This is a genomic window from Bacillus sp. 16GRE42 (assembly GCF_019837435.1).
In the GTDB taxonomy this organism is placed as follows: domain Bacteria; phylum Bacillota; class Bacilli; order Bacillales; family Bacillaceae_G; genus Bacillus_A; species Bacillus_A wiedmannii.
In genome coordinates this window covers 121,193-142,650 of record NZ_JADAXF010000002.1, presented here as the reverse complement: position 1 = coordinate 142,650, position 21,458 = coordinate 121,193, and the positions used below count along the sequence as shown (strand labels likewise).

24 protein-coding genes are annotated in these 21,458 nt (G+C 36.2%); 22 read left to right on the top strand and 2 right to left on the bottom strand.

Annotated features, from left to right (window positions below; genetic code table 11):
* Positions 1–184 precede the first annotated feature (184 nt).
* The 11 genes from ILS93_RS12965 to ILS93_RS12915 all read left to right on the top strand — a co-directional run bounded on the left by ILS93_RS12965 (position 185) and on the right by ILS93_RS12915 (position 8,664).
* Positions 185–1,447, top strand: a complete 1,263-nt coding sequence (locus tag ILS93_RS12965) for a tetratricopeptide repeat protein (protein ID WP_222660660.1) — start codon at positions 185–187, stop codon at positions 1,445–1,447.
* A 73-nt stretch (positions 1,448–1,520) separates the two neighbouring features.
* Positions 1,521–2,057, top strand: a complete 537-nt coding sequence (locus ILS93_RS12960) for a ReoY family proteolytic degradation factor (RefSeq protein ID WP_001095922.1) — start codon at positions 1,521–1,523, stop codon at positions 2,055–2,057.
* A 154-nt stretch (positions 2,058–2,211) separates the two neighbouring features.
* Complete coding sequence (locus ILS93_RS12955) at positions 2,212–2,667, top strand: YpiF family protein (protein WP_000872168.1); 456 nt, start codon at positions 2,212–2,214, stop codon at positions 2,665–2,667.
* Between the two features lie 143 nt (positions 2,668–2,810).
* The gene (gene qcrA, locus ILS93_RS12950; RefSeq protein WP_001290419.1) at positions 2,811–3,323 is read left to right on the top strand and encodes a menaquinol-cytochrome c reductase iron-sulfur subunit; all 513 of its coding nucleotides are present in this window, start codon (positions 2,811–2,813) and stop codon (positions 3,321–3,323) included.
* Positions 3,324–3,998 (top strand): menaquinol-cytochrome c reductase cytochrome b subunit, encoded by a 675-nt coding sequence (gene qcrB / locus ILS93_RS12945; protein ID WP_000932700.1) that lies wholly within the window; start codon positions 3,324–3,326, stop codon positions 3,996–3,998.
* Positions 3,999–4,041: 43 nt separating this feature from the next.
* Positions 4,042–4,809, top strand: coding sequence for a menaquinol-cytochrome c reductase cytochrome b/c subunit (gene qcrC / locus ILS93_RS12940; protein ID WP_000554600.1), 768 nt, complete (start codon positions 4,042–4,044; stop codon positions 4,807–4,809).
* Between the two features lie 120 nt (positions 4,810–4,929).
* Positions 4,930–5,520 (top strand): lipoprotein heptaprenylglyceryl N-acetyltransferase LhaT, encoded by a 591-nt coding sequence (gene lhaT / locus ILS93_RS12935; protein WP_098102214.1) that lies wholly within the window; start codon positions 4,930–4,932, stop codon positions 5,518–5,520.
* 25 nt (positions 5,521–5,545) lie between these two features.
* On the top strand, positions 5,546–6,232 hold the full coding sequence (gene lit, locus ILS93_RS12930) for a lipoprotein intramolecular transacylase Lit (RefSeq protein ID WP_000739736.1): 687 nt from the start codon (positions 5,546–5,548) through the stop codon (positions 6,230–6,232).
* 107 nt (positions 6,233–6,339) lie between these two features.
* A complete protein-coding gene (ypjB, locus tag ILS93_RS12925) occupies positions 6,340–7,128 on the top strand; it encodes a sporulation protein YpjB (RefSeq protein WP_048561338.1) in 789 nt (262 codons plus the stop codon).
* 101 nt (positions 7,129–7,229) lie between these two features.
* Positions 7,230–7,913: a zinc metallopeptidase gene (locus ILS93_RS12920; protein ID WP_073517780.1), complete on the top strand. Its 684-nt coding sequence runs from the start codon at positions 7,230–7,232 to the stop codon at positions 7,911–7,913.
* Positions 7,914–8,022: 109 nt separating this feature from the next.
* The gene (locus ILS93_RS12915) at positions 8,023–8,664 is read left to right on the top strand and encodes a uracil-DNA glycosylase (protein ID WP_088048408.1); all 642 of its coding nucleotides are present in this window, start codon (positions 8,023–8,025) and stop codon (positions 8,662–8,664) included.
* 28 nt (positions 8,665–8,692) lie between these two features.
* Here the strand turns inward: ILS93_RS12915 and ILS93_RS12910 are convergent, their stop codons facing one another.
* On the bottom strand, positions 8,693–9,574 hold the full coding sequence (locus tag ILS93_RS12910) for a YitT family protein (protein WP_064476612.1): 882 nt from the start codon (positions 9,572–9,574) through the stop codon (positions 8,693–8,695).
* A 385-nt stretch (positions 9,575–9,959) separates the two neighbouring features.
* Here ILS93_RS12910 and ILS93_RS12905 point away from each other — a divergent pair, with 385 nt between their 5' ends.
* Genes ILS93_RS12905 through ILS93_RS12875 form a run of 7 tightly spaced genes read left to right on the top strand, consistent with a single transcriptional unit; the run spans position 9,960 to position 15,514 of the window.
* Entirely contained in the window at positions 9,960–10,301 is a 342-nt protein-coding gene (locus ILS93_RS12905; protein ID WP_001992677.1) for a nucleotide pyrophosphohydrolase, read from the top strand.
* Positions 10,301–11,101 carry a dihydrodipicolinate reductase gene (gene dapB / locus ILS93_RS12900; protein ID WP_000658814.1) on the top strand — a complete coding sequence of 267 codons (801 nt, stop codon included), beginning with the start codon at positions 10,301–10,303 and terminating at the stop codon, positions 11,099–11,101. The genes ILS93_RS12905 and dapB overlap by 1 nt, the downstream gene beginning before the upstream one ends.
* Positions 11,102–11,115: 14 nt before the next feature.
* Positions 11,116–11,511 carry a methylglyoxal synthase gene (mgsA, locus tag ILS93_RS12895; RefSeq protein ID WP_000684766.1) on the top strand — a complete coding sequence of 132 codons (396 nt, stop codon included), beginning with the start codon at positions 11,116–11,118 and terminating at the stop codon, positions 11,509–11,511.
* Between the two features lie 11 nt (positions 11,512–11,522).
* Positions 11,523–12,227 carry a bacillithiol biosynthesis deacetylase BshB1 gene (gene bshB1 / locus ILS93_RS12890; protein WP_087979995.1) on the top strand — a complete coding sequence of 235 codons (705 nt, stop codon included), beginning with the start codon at positions 11,523–11,525 and terminating at the stop codon, positions 12,225–12,227.
* A complete protein-coding gene (bshA, locus tag ILS93_RS12885; protein ID WP_000768303.1) occupies positions 12,224–13,369 on the top strand; it encodes an N-acetyl-alpha-D-glucosaminyl L-malate synthase BshA in 1,146 nt (381 codons plus the stop codon). Before bshB1 ends, bshA begins: the two co-directional genes overlap by 4 nt.
* Entirely contained in the window at positions 13,356–14,549 is a 1,194-nt protein-coding gene (locus ILS93_RS12880) for a CCA tRNA nucleotidyltransferase (protein ID WP_098102158.1), read from the top strand. The genes bshA and ILS93_RS12880 overlap by 14 nt, the downstream gene beginning before the upstream one ends.
* Positions 14,534–15,514, top strand: a complete 981-nt coding sequence (locus tag ILS93_RS12875; protein WP_064476609.1) for a biotin--[acetyl-CoA-carboxylase] ligase — start codon at positions 14,534–14,536, stop codon at positions 15,512–15,514. The genes ILS93_RS12880 and ILS93_RS12875 overlap by 16 nt, the downstream gene beginning before the upstream one ends.
* A gap of 26 nt (positions 15,515–15,540) precedes the next feature.
* Here ILS93_RS12875 and ILS93_RS12870 read toward each other — a convergent pair whose 3' ends face one another.
* Entirely contained in the window at positions 15,541–15,930 is a 390-nt protein-coding gene (locus ILS93_RS12870) for a cupredoxin domain-containing protein (RefSeq protein WP_142315013.1), read from the bottom strand.
* Between the two features lie 412 nt (positions 15,931–16,342).
* Here ILS93_RS12870 and panB point away from each other — a divergent pair, with 412 nt between their 5' ends.
* The 4 genes from panB to dinG all read left to right on the top strand — a co-directional run bounded on the left by panB (position 16,343) and on the right by dinG (position 21,356).
* Positions 16,343–17,179, top strand: a complete 837-nt coding sequence (panB, locus tag ILS93_RS12865) for a 3-methyl-2-oxobutanoate hydroxymethyltransferase (RefSeq protein WP_000853116.1) — start codon at positions 16,343–16,345, stop codon at positions 17,177–17,179.
* Positions 17,179–18,027 carry a pantoate--beta-alanine ligase gene (gene panC, locus ILS93_RS12860; RefSeq protein ID WP_098092965.1) on the top strand — a complete coding sequence of 283 codons (849 nt, stop codon included), beginning with the start codon at positions 17,179–17,181 and terminating at the stop codon, positions 18,025–18,027. The genes panB and panC overlap by 1 nt, the downstream gene beginning before the upstream one ends.
* A gap of 12 nt (positions 18,028–18,039) precedes the next feature.
* Positions 18,040–18,423 (top strand): aspartate 1-decarboxylase, encoded by a 384-nt coding sequence (gene panD / locus ILS93_RS12855; RefSeq protein WP_000490178.1) that lies wholly within the window; start codon positions 18,040–18,042, stop codon positions 18,421–18,423.
* A gap of 128 nt (positions 18,424–18,551) precedes the next feature.
* Positions 18,552–21,356, top strand: a complete 2,805-nt coding sequence (gene dinG / locus ILS93_RS12850) for an ATP-dependent DNA helicase DinG (RefSeq protein WP_222660657.1) — start codon at positions 18,552–18,554, stop codon at positions 21,354–21,356.
* Positions 21,357–21,458: the final 102 nt, after the last annotated feature.

Sequence of the window (21,458 nt, the reverse complement as noted above, 5' to 3'; positions counted from 1 at the left end):
TATCAGTGAAAGTACAAGAAGAAGTATGCTCATTCTAAAGGTTGCGTTCGTACACATAGTTGCTTATGATAAAGTGACACTTTAATCAGTGAGGGGATGCTCATTCTCTCACTGATTATTAGCCCGCACCAATCGGGGGTAAATGAACAGAAAAGAATATTTTTTAGAATTAAAGGAGACGTTTATGCAAAAGTTTGAACAAGCTGTTTCATATATTGAAAATGGTGAAGCGGAAAAAGGATTACAATTATTAAAAGAGCAATTAAAAGTTGCGGATGATGAAGAGAAATATGATATTGCTCGTTACTATCATACACTTGGATTTACGGATGAAGCGTTAGCGATTACAGAAGACTTGCGTTTATTGTATCCGGAAGAAAGTGAATTCACTGTATTTTTAGCAGAATTATATATTGATCTAGACAAAGAAGATGAAGCAATTGAAGTGCTTCATGATATTCCAGAAAATGATGATTTATATGTCCAATCGTTATTACTTGTTGCAGATTTATTCCAAATGCAAGGTTTCGATGATGTAGCAGAACAAAAACTATTAAAGGCGAAAGAAATGATGCCTGACGAACCTGTTATTACGTTTGGATTAGCAGAGTTATATAGTAGTAAAGGTGAAGAACAAAAGGCAATCACTCATTATGAGTCGCTATTAGCGGAACATAAAGTAATGGGTGGAGTTGTCATTGCACTTCGCCTCGCAGAAACGTTAAGTGCGATTGGGAATTGGGAAGAAGCGATCTCTTACTACGAAGCAGGTTTAGAGGAACAAAAAGATATCCACTCATTATTTGGATATGCCTTCACATTATACCAAGGTGAAGAATACCAAAGAGCAATTGGTGCTTGGCAAGAACTAAAAGAATTAGATCCGGAGTATGCATCGCTTTACATGTATTTGGCGAAAAGCTATGAAAAAGAAGGAATGCTTCAAGAAAGCTATGAAACACTTCAAGAAGGAATTAAAGTAGATGAGCTTTCTGTACCATTTTATGTAGAATTAGCGAACATTGCGGCGAAATTAGGAAAAATAGCGGAAGCAGAGGAAGTGCTTCAAAAAGCGCTTGAGTTAGATCCAGGACATTTAGGTGCGATATTAAAATATGCGTATATCTTAAAAGAACAAGAAAAGTATGAAGAGTTAATTGCAGTTGTAGAGCGTGCGATTGATAGCGGAGAACCAGATACACAACTACTTTGGGATCTTGCGTTTGCAAAAAAACAATTAGAAATGTATTCGGATGCATTAAAACACTATGAAAGTGCATATACTTCTTTTAAGAATCATCCAGACTTCTTGGAAGAGTACGGTTATTTCTTATTGGAAGAAGGTATGCGAAAAGAGGCGAAAGAAGTATTTACTCAGTTAATACAACTAGACCCGACACAAATTCATATTGAAGAATTGTTATATAATTTAGAGGATTTTTCATAAGTTGGAAGGAAACTGAATGCCGCTTCTTGAATCTAAAAAGAAAAGAGAAAGACAGAGGAGGGACTTAATTGCTATGAATACCCCTGTTTCTGTAAACGAGAAGAAGGATTTTGTAAAATGGTTTTTGAATAATTACCAACTGAAACAGCGTGAATGCGTATGGATTTTGAATTATTTAATGAGTCATGACCAATTGATGCATAAAGTCCACTTCGTAGAGCATGCAAAATATTGTCCGCGTGGTTTAGTGATGTCCGCGAATTGTGTAAAGGACACACCATTTCACTTTTTTAAACAAAATGTTATGACAACAGATGCTGAAAAATCGTTTCATGATATTCGTTTAAATCGAGATGAAGATATTTATATTCAACTCAATTTTAAATCATCGTTTCAAAATGCCAATTATGTAGCTGTATTAGAAGAAAACCCGTATTTACCAAAGCATATTGAAGTAAATGAAAAAGATCGTTTACTTGCAGAAAGATTTTTAGAAGAAAGTGTATTTTCTTTTAGAAGAGAACGTCTTTTGAAACAAATTGATGAAGCGCTGGATAAGCAAGATAAGGAAGCGTTTCATAAGTTAACAGCTGAGTTAAAGATGTTATAGAATTCATTTGGATTCATAAAATTTTACAAATTTCAGACTTTTTAAGAAAAACTACCTTAATATAGGTAGTTTTTCTTTTTTTACCTCTTTTAGTATGGTTTAATATATATAAAGTGAAAGTTCTGTAATTTGTAGATGAAGGGAGGGAAGACATTTGAAATGGAGTGTAAAAGATGTGGAGCAGTTTGAGCAAGCAAGAGAGTATGTAGATACCGGTGTTATACCACTTTTATCAATTTCGGCAGCAAAAGAAATGAAAATGGTAGTAGAACAAGGTGAATTTATCGAATTGTTGAGTATGGAGTTGGAAAGAGAATATAAAGGAAGAGTACTTTTACTACCTGCATTTACGTATTTAGTAGAAAGTCAAAAAAATGAAAAAGGTCGTTTGCAAGAATGGACAAATCATTTGCAAAAGCAAGGTTTTAAGCATATTGCTTATGTTACAAGTGATTTTTCATGGAAAGAAGATATGCAAGAGTTACAAGGAGATTTATTTTGGTTTCCTTCATTAGCGTTAGAACAATTTAGTGATCAAGCGAAAAGAGAAGTTATTCATGCACATATAAAAAATATAATGGTGATGTTAGAAGAAAAATGGGGAAAGTAATAATAAACAGAAAGTTCTTATTATTATGAGTAGTATGATATTGACCTGTACCTAAGCGTATTATATCATGATAGTGTCCTAGTTTTTATTTTTTATATAATTTATCACGAGGGGACAATTTCTGATAGAGGGGGGAAATTTTCGTGAGCGAGAAAGAACATCGTGTATCAAGAAGACAGTTTTTAAATTACACCCTTACAGGGGTAGGAGGCTTTATGGCAGCGGGTATTTTAATGCCGATGACGCGATTTGCGCTTGATCCGGTGTTAAGAAAAGAAGCGGGAACGGATATGGTTGCTGTTGCACAAGTAAAGGATATTACAACAGAGCCGAAACGTTTCGACTTTAAGGTGAAGCAGGTTGATGGTTGGTACAAGTCCGAAGAGCCAAAATCAGCTTGGGTTCATAAAGATGAAAGCGGAGACATTGTTGCGTTCTCTCCGGTATGTAAACATTTAGGGTGTACAGTTAACTGGAATTCGGACAAAGCACATCCGAATCAATTCTTTTGTCCATGTCACGGGGGCCGTTACACAAAAGACGGGATGAACATTAAAGGCACGCCGCCCCTTGCTCCGCTTGATGTATACGAGTCCAAAGTAAAAGATGGAACGCTGTATTTAGGAAAAGCGAAGCCAAAAGGGGGTGCAAAGTAGATGCTAAATAAAATTTATGATTGGGTAGATGAAAGGTTAGATATTACACCAATATGGCGTGATATCGCTGATCATGAAGTACCTGAACATGTAAACCCGGCACATCACTTTTCTGCATTCGTTTATTGCTTTGGAGGACTTACCTTTTTCGTTACTGTAATTCAAATTTTATCAGGAATGTTTTTGACGATGTATTATGTGCCTGATATTAAAAATGCTTGGGAATCGGTTTATTATTTACAAAATGAAGTTGCATATGGGCAAATTGTTCGTGGGATGCACCACTGGGGCGCTAGTCTCGTCATTGTAATGATGTTTTTACATACACTTAGAGTTTTCTTCCAGGGTGCGTATAAAAAGCCTCGTGAGTTAAACTGGATTGTTGGTGTTCTTATTTTCTTTGTTATGTTAGGTCTTGGTTTTACCGGATATTTACTACCGTGGGATATGAAAGCATTATTTGCTACGAAAGTAGGGATTCAAATTGCAGAGCAAACGCCACTCATTGGTCCTTATATTAAAACATTACTCGCTGGTCATTCCGAAATTGTTGGCGCTCAAACATTAACTCGCTTCTTTGCTATTCACGTCTTCTTCTTACCAGCAGCACTTCTAGGTTTAATGGCCTTCCACTTCATCATGATTCGCAAACAAGGTATTTCCGGTCCGCTATAAGAGATTGCTAAATTAAAGGGGAAAGAACTAAAGGAGGGAGATTATGCATCGCGGCAAAGGGATGAAGTTTGTAGGAGATTCTCGGGTACCAGTAGCTAGGAAACCAAATATTCCGAAAGACTATTCTGAATACCCAGGAAAAACAGAAGCGTTTTGGCCGAACTTCTTGTTAAAAGAATGGATGGTTGGTGCAGTTTTTTTAATCGGTTATTTATGTTTAACAGTGGCGCATCCGTCACCACTTGAGAGAATGGCGGATCCAACTGATGCCGGATATATACCACTTCCAGATTGGTATTTCTTATTCTTGTATCAGTTATTAAAGTATTCTTATGCTTCTGGTTCATTTACTGTAATTGGAGCGTTTATTATGCCAGGGATTGCGTTTGGCGCATTACTATTAGCTCCATTTCTTGATCGAGGACCAGAAAGACGCCCGTTAAAGCGTCCTGTAGCAACTGGATTTATGCTTTTAGCCATTGCATCAATTATCTTTTTAACTTGGGAATCTGTAGCACACCACGACTGGGAAGCTGCAAAAAAACAAGGAGCAATTGTAAAAACAGCACCAGTTGATAAAAATGATGACGGCTATAAATTAATGCAAAAAAATACTTGTTTAACGTGTCACGGTGACAATTTACAAGGCGGGGCAGCAGCACCGGCACTGCAAAATTTAACTTTAAAGCCAGAAGAAATTGCTAAAATTGCGAAAGATGGAAAAGGTTCAATGCCTAAAGGCGTATTTAAAGGTACGGATGAGGAATTGAAGAAGCTTTCGGAATTCATTGCTAAGTATAATAAAAAATAATAAAAAGCTGACTACAAAATTTGTAGTCAGCTTTTTATTTTGATGAAAGAAAGTTTACTATATAATAGAGTAGAGTTTGAGGAAAGAATGACTTTGTTTGAAAGGTGTTGGACATGCAGCTTGGTTTATTTGTATGCAATGTTAAGACAACGCTCTGTATTATTATTTTTATTAGTTGTTAACATATTAGGTACAATATACGGATTTATATGGTATGGAAATCAATTAAAAGAGACCTCACCTATATTTTGGCCGTTTGTACCTGATAGCCCGATGGCGAGTCTCTTTTTTGTCTTTGTTTTAATTGCTTTTTTAAGAAAGAGAAATTGGGGGTTAATAGAGGCGTTAGCGATTGTTACTTTAATAAAATATGGTATATGGGCTGTTGTTGTAAATGCAATTATGATCTATGTAAAAGGTCCCATTGGTCTTATCGGATATCTGTTAATGTTTTCGCATTTTGCGATGGCAGTACAAGGATTGTTATATGCACCGTTTTACCGTATAGAAAAATGGCATTTTGCGGTAGCGGCTATATGGACATTACATAATGATGCAATTGATTATTTATTTTGGCAAATGCCGAGATATGGAATTATGCATTTGTTTGTAGAAGAAATTGGTTACTTTACGTTTTGGCTAAGTATCACCACACTATGTATTACATATTATTATTGCTTGCGTGAGAATCGAAAACAGTTTTCTTTATGATTGTTAGAACATGTAGGGGGAGAAAATGAAGAAAAATAAGAGTGGTACAAAAATATTGGATCGATTGATTACTATAGTTGTTTCATATAGCATAGCATTTTCTATATTTGCACTCGCAACAACGGCGGTTGTATACGGAAAATGGCTATATTATTTTGAAATTGATTTTTTAAACATTCCAGATTTAGCGGATATGACGAAGGATGATATTAAAAGAAATTATGATGTGCTTATTACATATTTATCGCCGTTTTATGATGGAGCATTGCAGTTGCCAACATTAGATATGTCTACAAATGGCCGTATTCATTTTGTAGATGTTAAAAATATTTTAGTAAAGATTCAATATGTAATGTATGCGACAATTATGATTGCAATAATAGGCGGCATTTATTTATTAAAAAAGAAAAATGAAAAGTTTTTACTGCACGGATCAATTTTAACAATTATCTTACCGATCGCGCTCATGTTACCGATCGCTATTAATTTTGAAAAGAGTTTTGTATTATTCCATAAGCTTTTATTCAGTAATGATTATTGGATGTTTGATATTGAAACGGATCCAATTATATTAATGCTACCAGAAGAATTCTTTATGCATGCTGCGTGTGCAATTTTATTATTTATTTTATGCGGCAGCATACTTTGTTACAGCTTGTATAGATATTTCGTAAAAAAGAAAAGGATTTCAAAGGAAAAATTCTCTGTTTAAAGAGAATTTTTTTGTTTGTAAAACGATAATATATTTTTCGGTCCAGTACTGTTCTATTCTTGTCCAAATTAACATATTTTGTACTAGTAGTTATAGGGGGGACCGTGATGAAGAGAACATTAATTGGATTAATAGTATTTCTAATTATAATGTTTCCGTTACGTATATATGCTGAAGAGTGGAGTGAACTAACAGGGTTGTTAGACGACTCATTACAATTAGTGAAGCGTAATGAAGATGAAAAAGCAGTACAAGTATTACAACATTTCTCCGAGCAGTTTGTTATAAAGGGGAATGAAAAGAAGCAAGAAGTAACGCCAGATCAAGTTAGAGTTATTTCTTTAGCTTACGACAAGGCGAAACAATCTCTCTCGGAAACAGATTTAGGTAAACAAGTTAAAATTGATAATGTGTTAGCCCTGCAGCTCGCTGTTGATGCGCAAGTGTCGAAATATCAACCACTTTGGATGGAAAGAGAAAGAAAAGTAATGGGTGCCTTTTCTCAAATGGAAAAAGCGATGAAAAAAGAAGATACGGGACAGTTTCAACAAACGTTAAACACATTTTTACATGAATTTAATATTATTTATCCAAGCTTAATGATCGCCCTGCCAGAAAATGAAGTGCAGCGTGTAAATGCCCATTTATCTTATTTGGATGAATTTCGTAACGTTATGTTAAATACGAAAGGGGGGCAAATGCAAGTAGGAATCATTAAAGGGGATTTGCAAAAAATATTTCACACAGTAAAAAAAGATGAAATTGCACCCTCTCTCATTTGGTTTATGACAATTACTGGAGGTCTTATTTTATTCACATTAACTTATGTTGGATGGAGAAAGTATAAAGGAGAGAGAGAAAAAAGAAAAAGTAATGTACACTCTAAGAATAGATAATGCAATAAATAAAGATATGGATTGTAAGGTTTATTCATTGACAATGATGACAGAAGAAAATAGAATGAGAAGTACTATAATTAAAACTTCAATGGAGGTTCATGATGTTTTATTTAATTTACTTCGCGATCATAATGATCATACCGTTGTATGCACAGTCAAGAGTACGTAGTGCTTATAGCAAGTATTCACAAGTTTATTCAACATCAGGTATGACAGGAGCGGAAGTGGCTCGAAAGATTTTAGATGAAAATGGATTATACAACGTAGCTGTAGAAGAAACACCAGGTCATTTATCAGACCATTATGATCCAACTGCCAAAACAGTTCGATTATCAACAGATAACTATTACGGTCATTCAGTTGCTGGTACAGCAGTGGCAGCACACGAAGTAGGACACGCAATTCAAGATGCAAAAGATTATAACTTTATGCGTATTCGTCATTCGTTAGTGCCTGTGGCGAATTTTGGATCGAATATATCATGGGTATTTATTATGATTGGTATATTTGCGACAATGTCAAAACTATTGTTATTAGGAATTATTTTAATGGCAGCAGGTGTTGTGTTCCAACTCGTTACATTACCAGTTGAGTTTGATGCATCAAAGCGTGCAATGCAACAAATTGAAGCGTTAGGTATCGTATCAACAGATGAATATGGCCAAGCTCGTAAAGTATTAAATGCGGCGGCATTAACATATGTAGCGGCTGCAGCTGTAGCGGTATTTGAATTATTACGTCTCGTATTAATGTATACTGGTATGCAGCGTAGCGACGACTAAAGACTATCAATTTTGATAGTCTTTTTTGTTTTGTGGATTGAATTATATAATGTATTGCAAATAGAAATAATAGAAGGAATAGAAATAATGCGGAAAGGCGGTGGGGGAAGTGAAATATCCAAGTCATATAGTAAAACAAGTGAAAGAACAAAGCGCTTCTTATCAGTTAGAAGGCTTTTTAAGTGGACAAGGTCCTGAAAATCCAAAATTTATGCTGTTAGGAGAAGCGCCTGGTGAAACAGAAATTCATAATGGGATTCCGTTTAGCGGGAGAGCGGGAAAACAATTAATGGTTTTTTTAGAACGGATTCACGTTACAAGGGAAGAAGTATATATTACGAGCGCTGTTCGGAGTAGACCTTATAAGTGGCGAGAGAAAAGAGAACGAAATGGTGAAATCATACAGAAAAAGTATAATAGAACGCCAAATCAAGGAGAAATACTTGCCCATGCACCTTTGTTAGATTATGAATTAGAGAAAATAAACCCGAATCTTATCGTCACACTTGGAAATATCGGCCTTCAACGTTTAACAGGAAAAAATAAAAAAATAACTGATGTGCACGGACAATTATTAAAACAGCCTATTCAAAAAGTAAAGGATATGCAAAGTGCAGAGTTTACATGGTCAGAGAAAGAATATCATATTTTCCCGACTTTTCATCCTGCGTCCATTTTTTATAATCGGAGTTTATTGGAGCTTATTTATGAGGATTTAGAGAAACTTAAAAAACATGTAATAAAAAACTAGAAAAGCTAGAGAGCTTTTCTAGTTGCGTTTATGTATGTAACGGATTTTTATTTTCATCTAACGTAAAACCTTCACCAACTACATCATGTACATCACTTACTGCAACAAAAGCATGAGGATCTACAGAAGTAATAATATTTTTTAATTTCACGATTTCATTTTTAGCAACAACGCAATATAATACGTTCCGTTCCACTTTTGTATACGATCCAACAGCTTTTAAAAAAGTAGCTCCGCGTTCCATATCAGATAAAATTTTGGCAGCAATTTCATCGTTTTTATCTGAGATAATAGTTGCTCCTTTCGCCGCATAAGCTCCTTCTTGCATAAAATCAATGACCTTAGCACCGATAAAAACAGCAACTAACGTATACATGCCCTCGCGGTATGATAAATATGTAAGAATCGAGACGATAATGACGATAGCATCAAACATAAACATCGTTTTCCCCATACTCCAGCCAACATATTTATGAGCGAGTCTCGCGATAATATCTACACCGCCAGTAGTCCCGCCATATTTAAATATTATTCCAAGACCGATACCAATAAATGCCCCGGCGAATAAAGCCGCGAGTGTCATATCATTTTGTAAATTTAAATGTAAGTTCAGAACATCGTAACGCTGAAAAATCCATAGAAATAAAGATACGCTAAAGGTGCCGATTAGTGTATATAAAAATGTCGTTCTTCCAAGTAACTTCCAACCAATAATAAATATAGGGATATTTAAAATTAAGTTTGAGTAAGAAGGGTCAAACTTAAATAGAAAATACAATAATAGTGTAATACCGGTAAATCCACCTTCCGCAAGGTGATTTTCAATATTGATATTCACAATACCGAAAGAAAAAATAGCGGAACCGATTAAAATGAAAATGATATTTCGAATCTTCAAATTTGATGTCATATAGAAATCCCCCTAATTATGTAGATTGCATTGCTCCGCTGAAACGGTAAAACATAATGATAAGTAATTTCTAGTTGTTAGTAAAAATAGTGAAGGCTAAAAAAATCCGATTGGTTCAACTAATCTTTTGCGAAAAGCATGCAAAAGAAGTTTCACTTTACCCCGTTCCAACGGCTGGTAGGGGATAAAGCTCTGAAGAAGGACAAACCAGCCGTAGGAACCCGATTGGTTCAACTAATCTTTTGCGAAAAGCATGCAAAAGAAGTTTCACTTTATTATAGTCTATCCAAAAAAGGGGCGCAAATAGGTGTTTTGCGGGGAATAATATTTGTCAAATCGCGATGAATTGGCTAACATGAAAGAGGAAGGATTAGAGGTGAATTGTATGGAAGCAAAAACGATGAAGGATATGCAGAAAGAAGTAGATGCATATATTGGTCAGTTTAAAGAAGGTTATTTCAGTCCACTTGCAATGATGGCTCGTTTAACGGAAGAAATGGGGGAGCTTGCAAGAGAGGTTAATCATTATTATGGTGAGAAACCGAAGAAAACAACTGAAACAGAACGTAGTATTGAAGAAGAGCTTGGAGATGTATTATTTGTTATGATTTGTATGGCAAATAGTTTAAATATTGATTTAGAAACGGCACATAACATTGTAATGAATAAATTTAATACTCGCGATAAAGATCGCTGGACACGTATTGATGAGGGAGAGAAAGAATAATGAAAGAAATTAAAGTAATTATCGCTGGACCAAGAGGACGTATGGGACATGAAGCAGTCCTTCTTATGGAAAGAACGGAACATTTTAATTTAGTAGCAGCAGTGGATTATAAGCATGGTGGAGAGAAAATCTCTGATTTACCGGGCATGCCAGCGTTACAAGCGCCAATTTACGCGGATTTACATACTTGTTTAGAGGAAGTAGAAGCAGATGTGTTGTTAGATTTAACAACGCCAGAAGTTGGAAAACAACACGTTACACTAGCAGTTGAGCGTGGACTTCGTTCTGTTATTGGTACAACTGGATTTACAGAAGAAGAACTAAAGCAATTAACAGAGAATGCGAAAGAAAAAGCAGTAGGAACAATTATCGCTCCAAACTTTGCAATTGGTGCAGTTCTTATGATGAAATTCTCACAAATGGCAGCGAAGTACTTCCAAGATGTTGAAGTAATTGAATTGCATCATGATCAAAAATTAGATGCACCATCTGGTACAGCTGTAAAAACAGTAGAATTAATTCGTCAAAACCGTGAATCAAAGCAGCAAGGTCACCCGAATGAAGTAGAGCAACTAGAAGGTGCTCGTGGTGCAAATGTAGACGGCATTCACATTCATAGTGTACGTTTACCAGGACTTATTGCACACCAAGAAGTAATGTTTGGTGGAGATGGACAAATGTTAACGGTTCGCCATGATTCATTCAATCGTGCATCCTTTATGTCAGGTGTAAAACTATCAATTGATACAGTAATGAATTTAGATCATCTTGTGTACGGATTAGAAAACATTATCGACTAAAGGGGAGACAACGGATGAAAATTGCCTTAATCGCACATGACAAAAAGAAAAATGACATGGTTTCGTTTGCATACGCATATAAACCAATTTTTGAACAACATGAATTGTTTGCAACAGGGACGACAGGACTTCGTATTATGGAGGCAACTGGTTTAGTTGTAACAAGATATCAATCGGGTCCTCTTGGTGGTGATCAAGAAATTGGTGCCATGATTGCGAAAAATGATATGGATATGGTGATTTTTTTCCGGGATCCACTAACTGCTCAGCCGCATGAACCAGATGTAAATGCATTGCTTCGTCTATGTGATGTATATGCGATTCCACTTGCAACGAACATGGCAAGTGCTGAAATGTTAATGCACGCATTAGAGCGAGGAGATTTAGATTACCGTAAGTTTAGAAAATGAGGGGAACAATTATGAGTGGATTACATATATTAGCGTTTGGTGCTCATGCCGATGATGTTGAAATCGGCATGGCCGGTACCATTGCTAAATATACGAAGCAAGGGTATGAAGTAGGTATTTGTGATTTAACAGAAGCTGATCTTTCTTCTAATGGAACAATAGAATTGAGAAAAGAAGAAGCAAAGGCGGCAGCTCGTATAATGGGAGTAAAAACGAGACTGAATTTAGCGATGCCAGACCGTGGTTTGTATATGAAAGAAGAGTATATACGTGAAATTGTAAAGGTGATTCGTACATATAAACCAAAACTAGTTTTTGCGCCGTATTATGAAGATCGTCATCCAGATCATGCGAATTGTGCAAAACTTGTGGAAGAAGCTATTTTTTCAGCGGGAATTCGTAAATATATGCCAGAGCTTCCACCACATCGTGTGGAGTCTTTTTATTATTATATGATTAATGGTTTTCATAAACCGAATTTTTGTATAGATATAAGTGAGTACCTTTCTATAAAAGTGGAAGCATTAGAAGCATATGAAAGTCAGTTTTCAACAAGTAGTGATGGTGTGAAAACGCCGTTAACAGAAGGTTATGTTGAAACTGTGGTCGCTCGAGAGAAAATGTTTGGAAAAGAAGTTGGAGTCTTATATGCCGAGGGATTTATGAGTAAGAAACCGGTTTTATTACATGCTGATTTAATAGGGGGATGTAAATGAAATTAAAAATAGGTATTACATGTTATCCTTCTGTAGGTGGTTCTGGAGTTGTTGGAACAGAATTAGGAAAGCAATTAGCGGAACGCGGGCATGAAATTCATTTTATTACATCGGGTTTACCATTCCGGTTAAATAAAGTGTATCCAAACATTTATTTTCATGAAGTGACGGTAAATCAATACTCTGTATTTCAATATCCACCATACGATTTAGCGTTAGCGAGTAAAATGGCAGAAGTTGCACAAAGAGAAAACCTAGATATTTTACATGTGCATTACGCAATACCACATGCAATTTGTGCTTATTTAGCAAAACAAATGATTGGAGAGCGTATTAAAATTGTTACAACCTTGCATGGAACAGATATTACTGTGTTAGGTTCCGACCCTTCGCTAAATAATTTAATTCGTTTTGGTATTGAGCAATCTGATGTTGTGACGGCGGTCTCGCATTCATTAATTAACGAAACGCATGAGCTTGTAAAACCAAATAAAAACATTCAAACGGTATATAACTTTATAGACGAACGTGTATATTTCAAGCGTGATATGTCTCAATTAAAGAAAGAATACGGTATAAGTGAGAGTGAAAAGATACTAATTCACATTTCAAATTTCCGTAAAGTGAAACGTGTGCAAGATGTTGTTCAGGCATTTGCTAAAATTGTTACAGAAGTAGATGCGAAGTTGCTTCTTGTTGGAGATGGACCAGAATTTTGCACGATTTTACAGATAGTGAAAAATCTACATATTGAAGATCGCGTCTTATTCTTAGGGAAGCAAGATAATGTTGCAGAACTACTTGCGATGAGTGATTTAATGTTGCTTCTTTCAGAGAAGGAGAGTTTTGGTCTTGTTTTATTAGAAGCGATGGCGTGTGGTGTACCTTGTATCGGAACAAGGGTTGGAGGTATTCCGGAAGTCATTCAACATGGTGAAACAGGATATTTATGTGAAGTTGGCAATCCAACAGGAGTGGCAAATCAAGCCATTCAGCTATTAAAGGATGAAGAACTTCACCGTAATATGGGAGAGCGAGCAAGAGAAAGTGTTTACGAGCAGTTCCGCTCTGAAAAAATCGTCTCACAATATGAAACGATTTACTACGATGTACTAAGGGATGACAAAAATGGAAAGATTTAAAAAAGCTAGTTCTATTATTGAGACTTTAAAGCAACAAGGACATGAGGCTTACTTTGTCGGTGGAAGCGTACGAGATCTTATTATCGATAGGCCAATTGGTGATATTGATATTGCGACATCTGCTTTACCAGAAGAAGTGATGGCTATATTTCCAAGACATGTTCCTGTTGGTCTTGAGCATGGAACTGTAATTGTGGTAGAAAATGGTGAACCTTATGAGGTAACTACTTTTCGAACAGAGAGCGAATATGAAGATTTTCGAAGACCTAGTAGTGTTCAATTCGTTCGTTCATTAGAAGAGGATTTAAAACGTCGTGATTTCACAATGAATGCAATTGCGATGACAGAAGAAGGCAAAATGGTTGATTTATTTGCTGGACAGGAAGCGATTCAAAAGAGAGAAGTTGTGACGGTTGGAAATGCTGCGGATCGTTTTCAAGAAGACGCCCTGCGAATGATGCGTGGTATTCGTTTCGTAAGTACGTTAGGTTTTTCTTTAGAAATGAAAACGAAACAAGCAATTGAAACATATGGACATTTGCTAGAACATATTGCAATTGAGCGAATTACAGTGGAGTTTGAGAAACTGTTAACTGGTACATATTGTGTGAAGGGCTTGCAAGAATTAGTAGAAACGAAGCTATTTTCTCATCTGCCATATTTACAAATGTCAGAAGAGAGATTATTAAAAGCTACGCAGTATAACTGGGATTCTTTTGAAACGGACATTGAGGCATGGGCATTCTTCTTATATTGTATTGGGGAAGAGCATCCATCTGTCTTTTTACGTCAATGGAAGTTTTCGAATAAAAAAATAAAAGATATCGTCGCAGTTTTATTAACAATTCGTACGAGAAAGGAGAAGGATTGGGATACAGTTCTTCTTTATAAAACGGGACTTCATATCGCTGAAATGGCCGAAAGAGTATATGAAGCGATGATTGAAAGCTATGATCATACATCTGTTAAACGAGTACAAATGTTGTTTGAAGTATTGCCAATAAAGAGTCGCCAAGAAATGAATGTGACTGGGAATGATTTATTAAACTGGGCAAATAAAAAGCCCGGTCCGTGGGTTGCTGAAATGATTCAAAAAATTGAGGAAGCAATCGTACAAGGAAACGTAGGTAATGAGAAAGAGTGTATAAGGGAGTGGCTGCAAGAATGCAATCTACTATAAGAAAGCAGTTATTGCAAGTTTTTTCGGAAGCGGATGGCGCGTTTGTATCTGGCCAAACGATTAGTGATAAACTTGGTTGTTCAAGAACCGCTGTGTGGAAACATATGGAGGACCTTCGGAATGAGGGATATGAACTTGAAGCTGTGCGTCGATTAGGTTATCGCATTGCGAGTAAGCCAGACAAAGTAACTGCTAATGAAATTCAGTTAGGGTTACAAACGAAACATATTGGTAGAACGGTATATTTTGAAGAAACTGTCGAATCCACGCAGCATATTGCAGCAAAACTTGCTTATGAAGGTGCGGAAGAAGGAACGATTGTTGTTGCAGAAGAACAAACAGCTGGCAGAGGTCGTTTAAGCAGGAAATGGCATTCACCAAAAGGAACAGGAATTTGGATGAGTATTATTTTACGTCCATCAATCCCGGTTCATCATGCACCACAACTTACTTTATTAGCGGCTGTTAGCGTTGCACAAGCAATTGAAAAGTGCACGGGTGTAAACGTAGGAATAAAATGGCCGAATGATATTTTAATTCAAGGTAAAAAGGCTGTAGGTATATTAACAGAAATGCAGGCAGATCCTGATAAAATTAATGCTGTCATTATGGGCATTGGTATTAATGCGAATCAAAAGCAAGAACATTTTGATGAGGAAATTCAACATATTGCTACTTCTTTAGCGATTGAATCCGGTGAGCCAATTGTTCGTGCAGAGCTTATGCAACAAATCTTTTTACAACTAGAAAAATTATATGAAGAGTATTTACAAAATGGTTTCTCTGTCATTAAAATTCTTTGGGAAAGTTACGCTGTGAGCGTCGGGAAAGAAATTACCGCTCGAACGATGAGAGAGACAATTACAGGGGTAGCAAAAGGAATTACAGAGGATGGTGTATTGCTTCTGGAGGACCATGAAGGGAAAGTACATCACATTCATTCTGCAGATATCGAAATTAAGTAAAAGAAGTTCCAAAAAGGAACTTCTTTTTATTTGACTATTACTTTGCCTTCCATTCCTTTAAGAAGATGGTACCGGCATATTAATTCATATGTACCAGTATTTTTAGGTTTCACGGTAATGTTTTTTTCTTTTCCTGACTCGACTACGACATCAATGCCGAGTTTTTTTACTGTAAAGGTATGTTCATTCTTACCTTTGTTTTTTAATAACAATGTTGTTGACTCTTCAATTGGAATGGTGATGACGTTTGGATGAAAGTAATCATCATTCAGTTCGACCTCAATTACTTTCGTTGAATCGATAGGTTGTGTTACGACGTTAACTGAGGCAAATGCATGGAAGGAGCTAAAAGTTATCATCACTACAATCATCAGAAGCAAACCGGTCGATGGAAATAACCATTTGTTCATAAACATTCGCAATTCTCCTTTTGTAAGTACTTTTCTCAATTAACCTGCATCATTAGTTCACGAGTTATACAATGCATATAAACTAAAAGCTATTTACCCTTTCTATGAGTTCGTTAGTTATGAAATTTTTACATACCGTAATGGGAATAAAAAATTATTTTTTCAAAAAAATGTAGTAATTCCTTTTTGGAGTTTGCTATAATTAGTTCGAATGTGGGCAGTATCAGAGCGAACTGCACCATGATTCGAAGCAATACGAAAAATAATAACTTGGATTCTGCCTTGATCCAATAACGGACTGGGACAGAGGGATGAATAATGCCGACTAACACACAACCCTTCTGCCCTTTTATGGCCAGAGGGGTTTTTTATATGATTTCGGCCATCTCCTCTCTCCTGTATAAAGGAGGAGTAGTTTTTGAAAACAAAAACAGATTTTTTGAAGATGAAAGAGCAAGGTGAGCCGATTACGATGCTAACGGCGTATGATTATCCATCTGCTAAGTTAGCAGAAGAAGCTGAAGTTGATATGATTCTAGTTGGAGATTCCCTTGGGATGGTTGTGCTCGGCTACGATTCAACAGTACCTGTCACAGTAGAGGATATGATTCATCATACGAAAGCTGTACGCCGAGGAGCGAAAGAGACGTTTATTGTAACTGATATGCCATTTATGTCGTATCATGTGTCGCCTCAAGATACGATGGTGAATGCACGCCGCATTGTTCAAGAGAGTGGTGCTCATGCATTGAAGGTAGAAGGTGCAGGGGAAGTGGTATCAACTATTCATTACTTGACGAATGCGGGAATTCCTGTCGTGGCACACTTAGGCTTAACTCCTCAATCTGTAGGAGTACTAGGTGGGTATAAAGTACAAGGGAAAGATGCTGAAAGTGCAAAAAAATTAATAGAAGATGCGAAGAGATGTGAGGAAGCTGGTGCGATAGCGCTTGTGTTAGAATGTGTGCCAATGCAGTTAGCGGAATTAATTTCGAAGCAACTAACAATTCCGACGATTGGAATTGGAGCAGGGAAAAAAGTAGATGGGCAAGTACTTGTCTATCATGATCTTATCTCATACGGCGTAAATCGTGTTCCGAAATTTGTGAAGCAATATACGTCTGTTCAAGAGGAGATTGTGCGAGGGATTTCACAATACGTTACTGAAGTAAAGACGGGACAATTTCCAGAAGAAAAACATTCGTTCACAATGAAAGAGGAAGAATGCTTAGCGTTATACGGAGGAAAACAATAATGAAAATCGTAACTACAGTGCAAGAGATGCAGCAAATTACAAACGAACTTCGTATAAGTGGAAAAAGTATTGGTTTTGTTCCAACGATGGGTTATTTACATGAAGGTCATGCGACTTTATTACGTAAGGCAAGAGCAGAAAATGAAATTGTAGTTTTAAGCGTGTTTGTCAATCCACTACAGTTTGGGCCGAATGAAGATTTAGATCGATACCCTCGTGATATTGATAGAGATGAAAATGTAGCAAAAGAAAACGGTGTAGATTATTTATTTTATCCGAGCGTAGAAGAAATGTATCCAGCAGAACAAACGACAACAGTAGCAGTTGTGAAACGTACTGATGTATTATGTGGCAAACAAAGACCTGGTCATTTCGCTGGAGTTGCGACTGTACTAATGAAACTATTTAATATTACATTGCCAACGCGTGCTTATTTTGGTATGAAAGATGCACAGCAAGTTGCTGTCATTGAAGGATTTGTCGCTGATTTTAATATCCCGGTTACGATCGTACCAGTGGATATTGTGAGGGAAGTAGATGGATTAGCGAAAAGTTCTCGTAACGTGTATTTATCACAAGAAGAGCGTGAAGAGGCTCCTCATTTATACAGCAGTCTATGTAAAGCGAAAGAAAGAATTGAAGCAGGCGAACGTAATGCAGAAATCATTACAACTCTTGTGAAAGAGTATATTGAGACGTATACGAAAGGCACTGTAGATTATGCTGATTTATATGCCTATCCTTCACTACAAGTAATAGATAAAATTGAAGGACGAATGATTTTAGCAATTGCAGTTAAATTTGAGAATGTACGATTAATTGACAATATAACATTAACGGTTAAATAAGGGGGAGCATCTATGTTTCGCACAATGATGAGAGCGAAGTTACATCGCGCTACGGTAACAGAAGCAAATTTAAATTATGTAGGTAGTATTACAATTGATGAAGATTTAATGGATGCAGTAAATATTGTAGAAAATGAAAAAGTACAAATTGTAAATAACAATAATGGTGCTCGCTTAGAGACATATGTTATTAAAGGAGAACGAGGTAGCGGTGTTGTTTGTTTAAATGGTGCAGCTGCAAGGCTTGTACAGCCAGGGGATAAAGTTATTATTATTTGCTACGGTTTAGTGGCAGAAGAAAATATTCATAACCAAGAGCCGAAAATTGCAGTATTAGACGATGATAATCAAATTATCCAAATGTTAGGCGCTGAAAAAGCGGGTACGATATTATAAGTAAGAAGGCTATCTCTATTACGGAGATAGCTTTTTTGTGCATCTTTTCATTAAGATGAGATAAAACGTGGTATAGTAACATTATATAATTTTGTGTTTGATAGGTAAGAAATTGAGGTGTTACATATATGAGTAAACGTTATGTCGTTGTGGATTTAGAGACGACAGGGAACTCCTGGAAGGACGGGAAGGATAAAATTACCCAAATCGCAGCTGTTGTAGTGGAAGATGGAGAGATACTAGAGATTTTTTCATCTTTTATTAATCCGAAGAGAGAGATTCCGCCATTTATTACAGAATTAACAGGGATTGATGAGAGTATGGTTAAGCAAGCCCCGTTATTTCAAGATGTAGCCCCGATGGTTGTTGAGCTATTGCAAGGTGCAGCTTTCGTTGCACATAACGTTCACTTTGATTGGAATTTTTTAACAGAAGAATTAAGGCGTGCTGGATATACAGAAGTACATTGTCCGAAAGTTGATACAGTTGAGTTGGCGCAAATTCTTTTGCCGACGGCTGATAGTTATAAATTACGTGATTTAGCTAAACAACATGAATTAGAGCACGATCAACCGCATCGTGCGGATAGTGATGCTCTTGCAACAGCGGAATTATTTTTACAATTTTTAAATGAAATTGAAAATTTGCCACTTGTCACCTTGCAATCGCTTTATGAATTGAGCGATGTTTTTCAAAGTGATATAGCGGATGTACTTTCTGAAAATATTTTAAAGAAAATGATGCATGGTAGAAAAGGGGCAGAGGGGTATGAAGTATATCGAAATATTGCGCTTCGAAAACGAAATTATGCTTTAAATCTCAGTGAAACATGTTCATCTAAATTTGATGCTTTCTTGCATAAGGCAATCGATAAACTTGAATTGAATATGCCAAAGTTTGAAAAAAGAGAAAGCCAACAGATTATGATGAAGGAAATATATACAGCACTAAGAGATTCTAGGTTTTCACTAATTGAAGCAGGAACAGGAACAGGGAAGACTCTTGCATATTTACTTCCAAGTGTTTATTTTGCAACGAAAAAAGAAGAACCTGTCATCATAAGTACCCAAACAGTACAACTGCAACAACAAATATTAGAAAAAGAAATTCCATTATTACAGAAAATAATGCCATTTTCATTTGAAGTAGCTCTTTTGAAAGGAAGAAAGCATTATCTTTGTCTACATAAATTTGAATATGCTTTGCAAGAGGAAGAGAAAAATTATGATATGGCGCTCACAAAGGCAAAAATTTTAGTGTGGTTATTGCAAACAGAAACTGGCGATCGTGATGAATTAAATATTCCTGAGGGCGGAAAGTTACTTTGGAACCGTATTTGTAGTGATGTACATAGTCCAGGCGGGATGCAAAGCAACTGGTATAGCCGTTGTTTTTATCAACGAGCAAAGAATAAAGCATTATTTGCAGATATCGTTATTACAAATCATGCGTTATTATTTCAAGATTTTTCAAGCGAAGAACCACTATTTGCTTCATGTGAACATATTATTTTTGATGAAGCTCATCATATCGAGGAAGCGGCGAGTAGAACATTAGGTGAACAGTTCTCCTGTATGTATTTTCAATTAGTTTTATCTCGTCTTGGTACGCTAGAAACAGATGATGTACTTTCTAAAGTATATAAAATGATGAAAAAATCAGAGCAAGCCTCTCGTTCGACTTTCCGTATGGTGAGTCATAGTTTGAAGGAATTGAAATTTGATGCGGATGAGCTATTCCAAATGTTACGTGCTTTCATCTTTAAACAAACAAAGCAGGAACAAGGGATAAGCAATATGCCACTCATTTATCGATATAACACGGAAGTAGAGAAAGGTAAGTTATGGGATAGCATTACCGAGTTAACAAATCGTTTTGTATACGATGTAAGAAAATTATTGACTACACTTGAGAAGCAAGTTGATATATTGCAAAGTAAATTAGAATGGGAGATGCATGTTGTTACAGGTGAATTTATGCATTTAATTGAGTTGTTGAGAAAGATGGAACAATCTTTACAATTACTCATTTTAGAAAAAAATTCATACGTGACATGGATGGAGACTGAAACGAAGGGGACAATTCATTCAACCGTTTTATATGCACAGCCTGTTCATATTGGTGAAAGGCTTGCGGATGAATTTTTAACACAGAAAAAGAGTGTTATTTTCACATCAGCAACGTTAACAGTAAACGATTCATTTGACTATATAAAAGAAGAGCTAGGTTTACATGATTTTGCTCCCAATACATTACAGGTTCCGTCACCATTCCGTTTTGAAGAACAGATGAAATTAATGGTTTCAACAGATGTGCCTTTTATTAAGCAAGCAAGTAATGAAGAATATATTGAATCTGTGTCGGCACATATTGCAAAAATAGCGAAAGCTACAAAAGGTAGAATGCTTGTTTTATTCACTTCTTATGAGATGTTGAAAGAAGCGTATACGAATTTGAAAAATGATGAGGAATTAGAGGGGTATTTATTATTAACGCAAAGTGTGAATAATAAGAGCCGAAGTCGTCTCATTCGTAAATTTCAAGAGTTCGACAAATCGATTTTGTTAGGAACAAGTAGTTTTTGGGAAGGGATAGATATACCTGGAGATGCCCTTAGTTGTCTTGTTATTGTACGACTTCCCTTTACACCTCCGCATCAACCGATGATGGAAGCAAAAGGAGAGTGGTTACAAAATCAAGGACAGGACGTATTCGCTAAGTTAGCACTCCCGCAAGCAATCTTGCGTTTCAAACAAGGATTTGGTCGTCTAATTAGAACAAGTACAGATACCGGAACAGTATTTGTATTAGACCGTCGTTTGACAAGCGCTTCTTATGGAAAACGTTTTTTACAATCAATCCCAACTGTTCCGCTTTATGAAGGCCCTTTAGAAGAATTATTAGAACAATTAAAGGAACGGCCAAATAAATAAAATTGGAAGAAAAATACGCCTGAAGTACATTTAAGCTTCAGGCGTAAAAAATGTGGGTAGGAGGAATTTTATTTTTCTTACTTCTTGTATACAAAATGTATT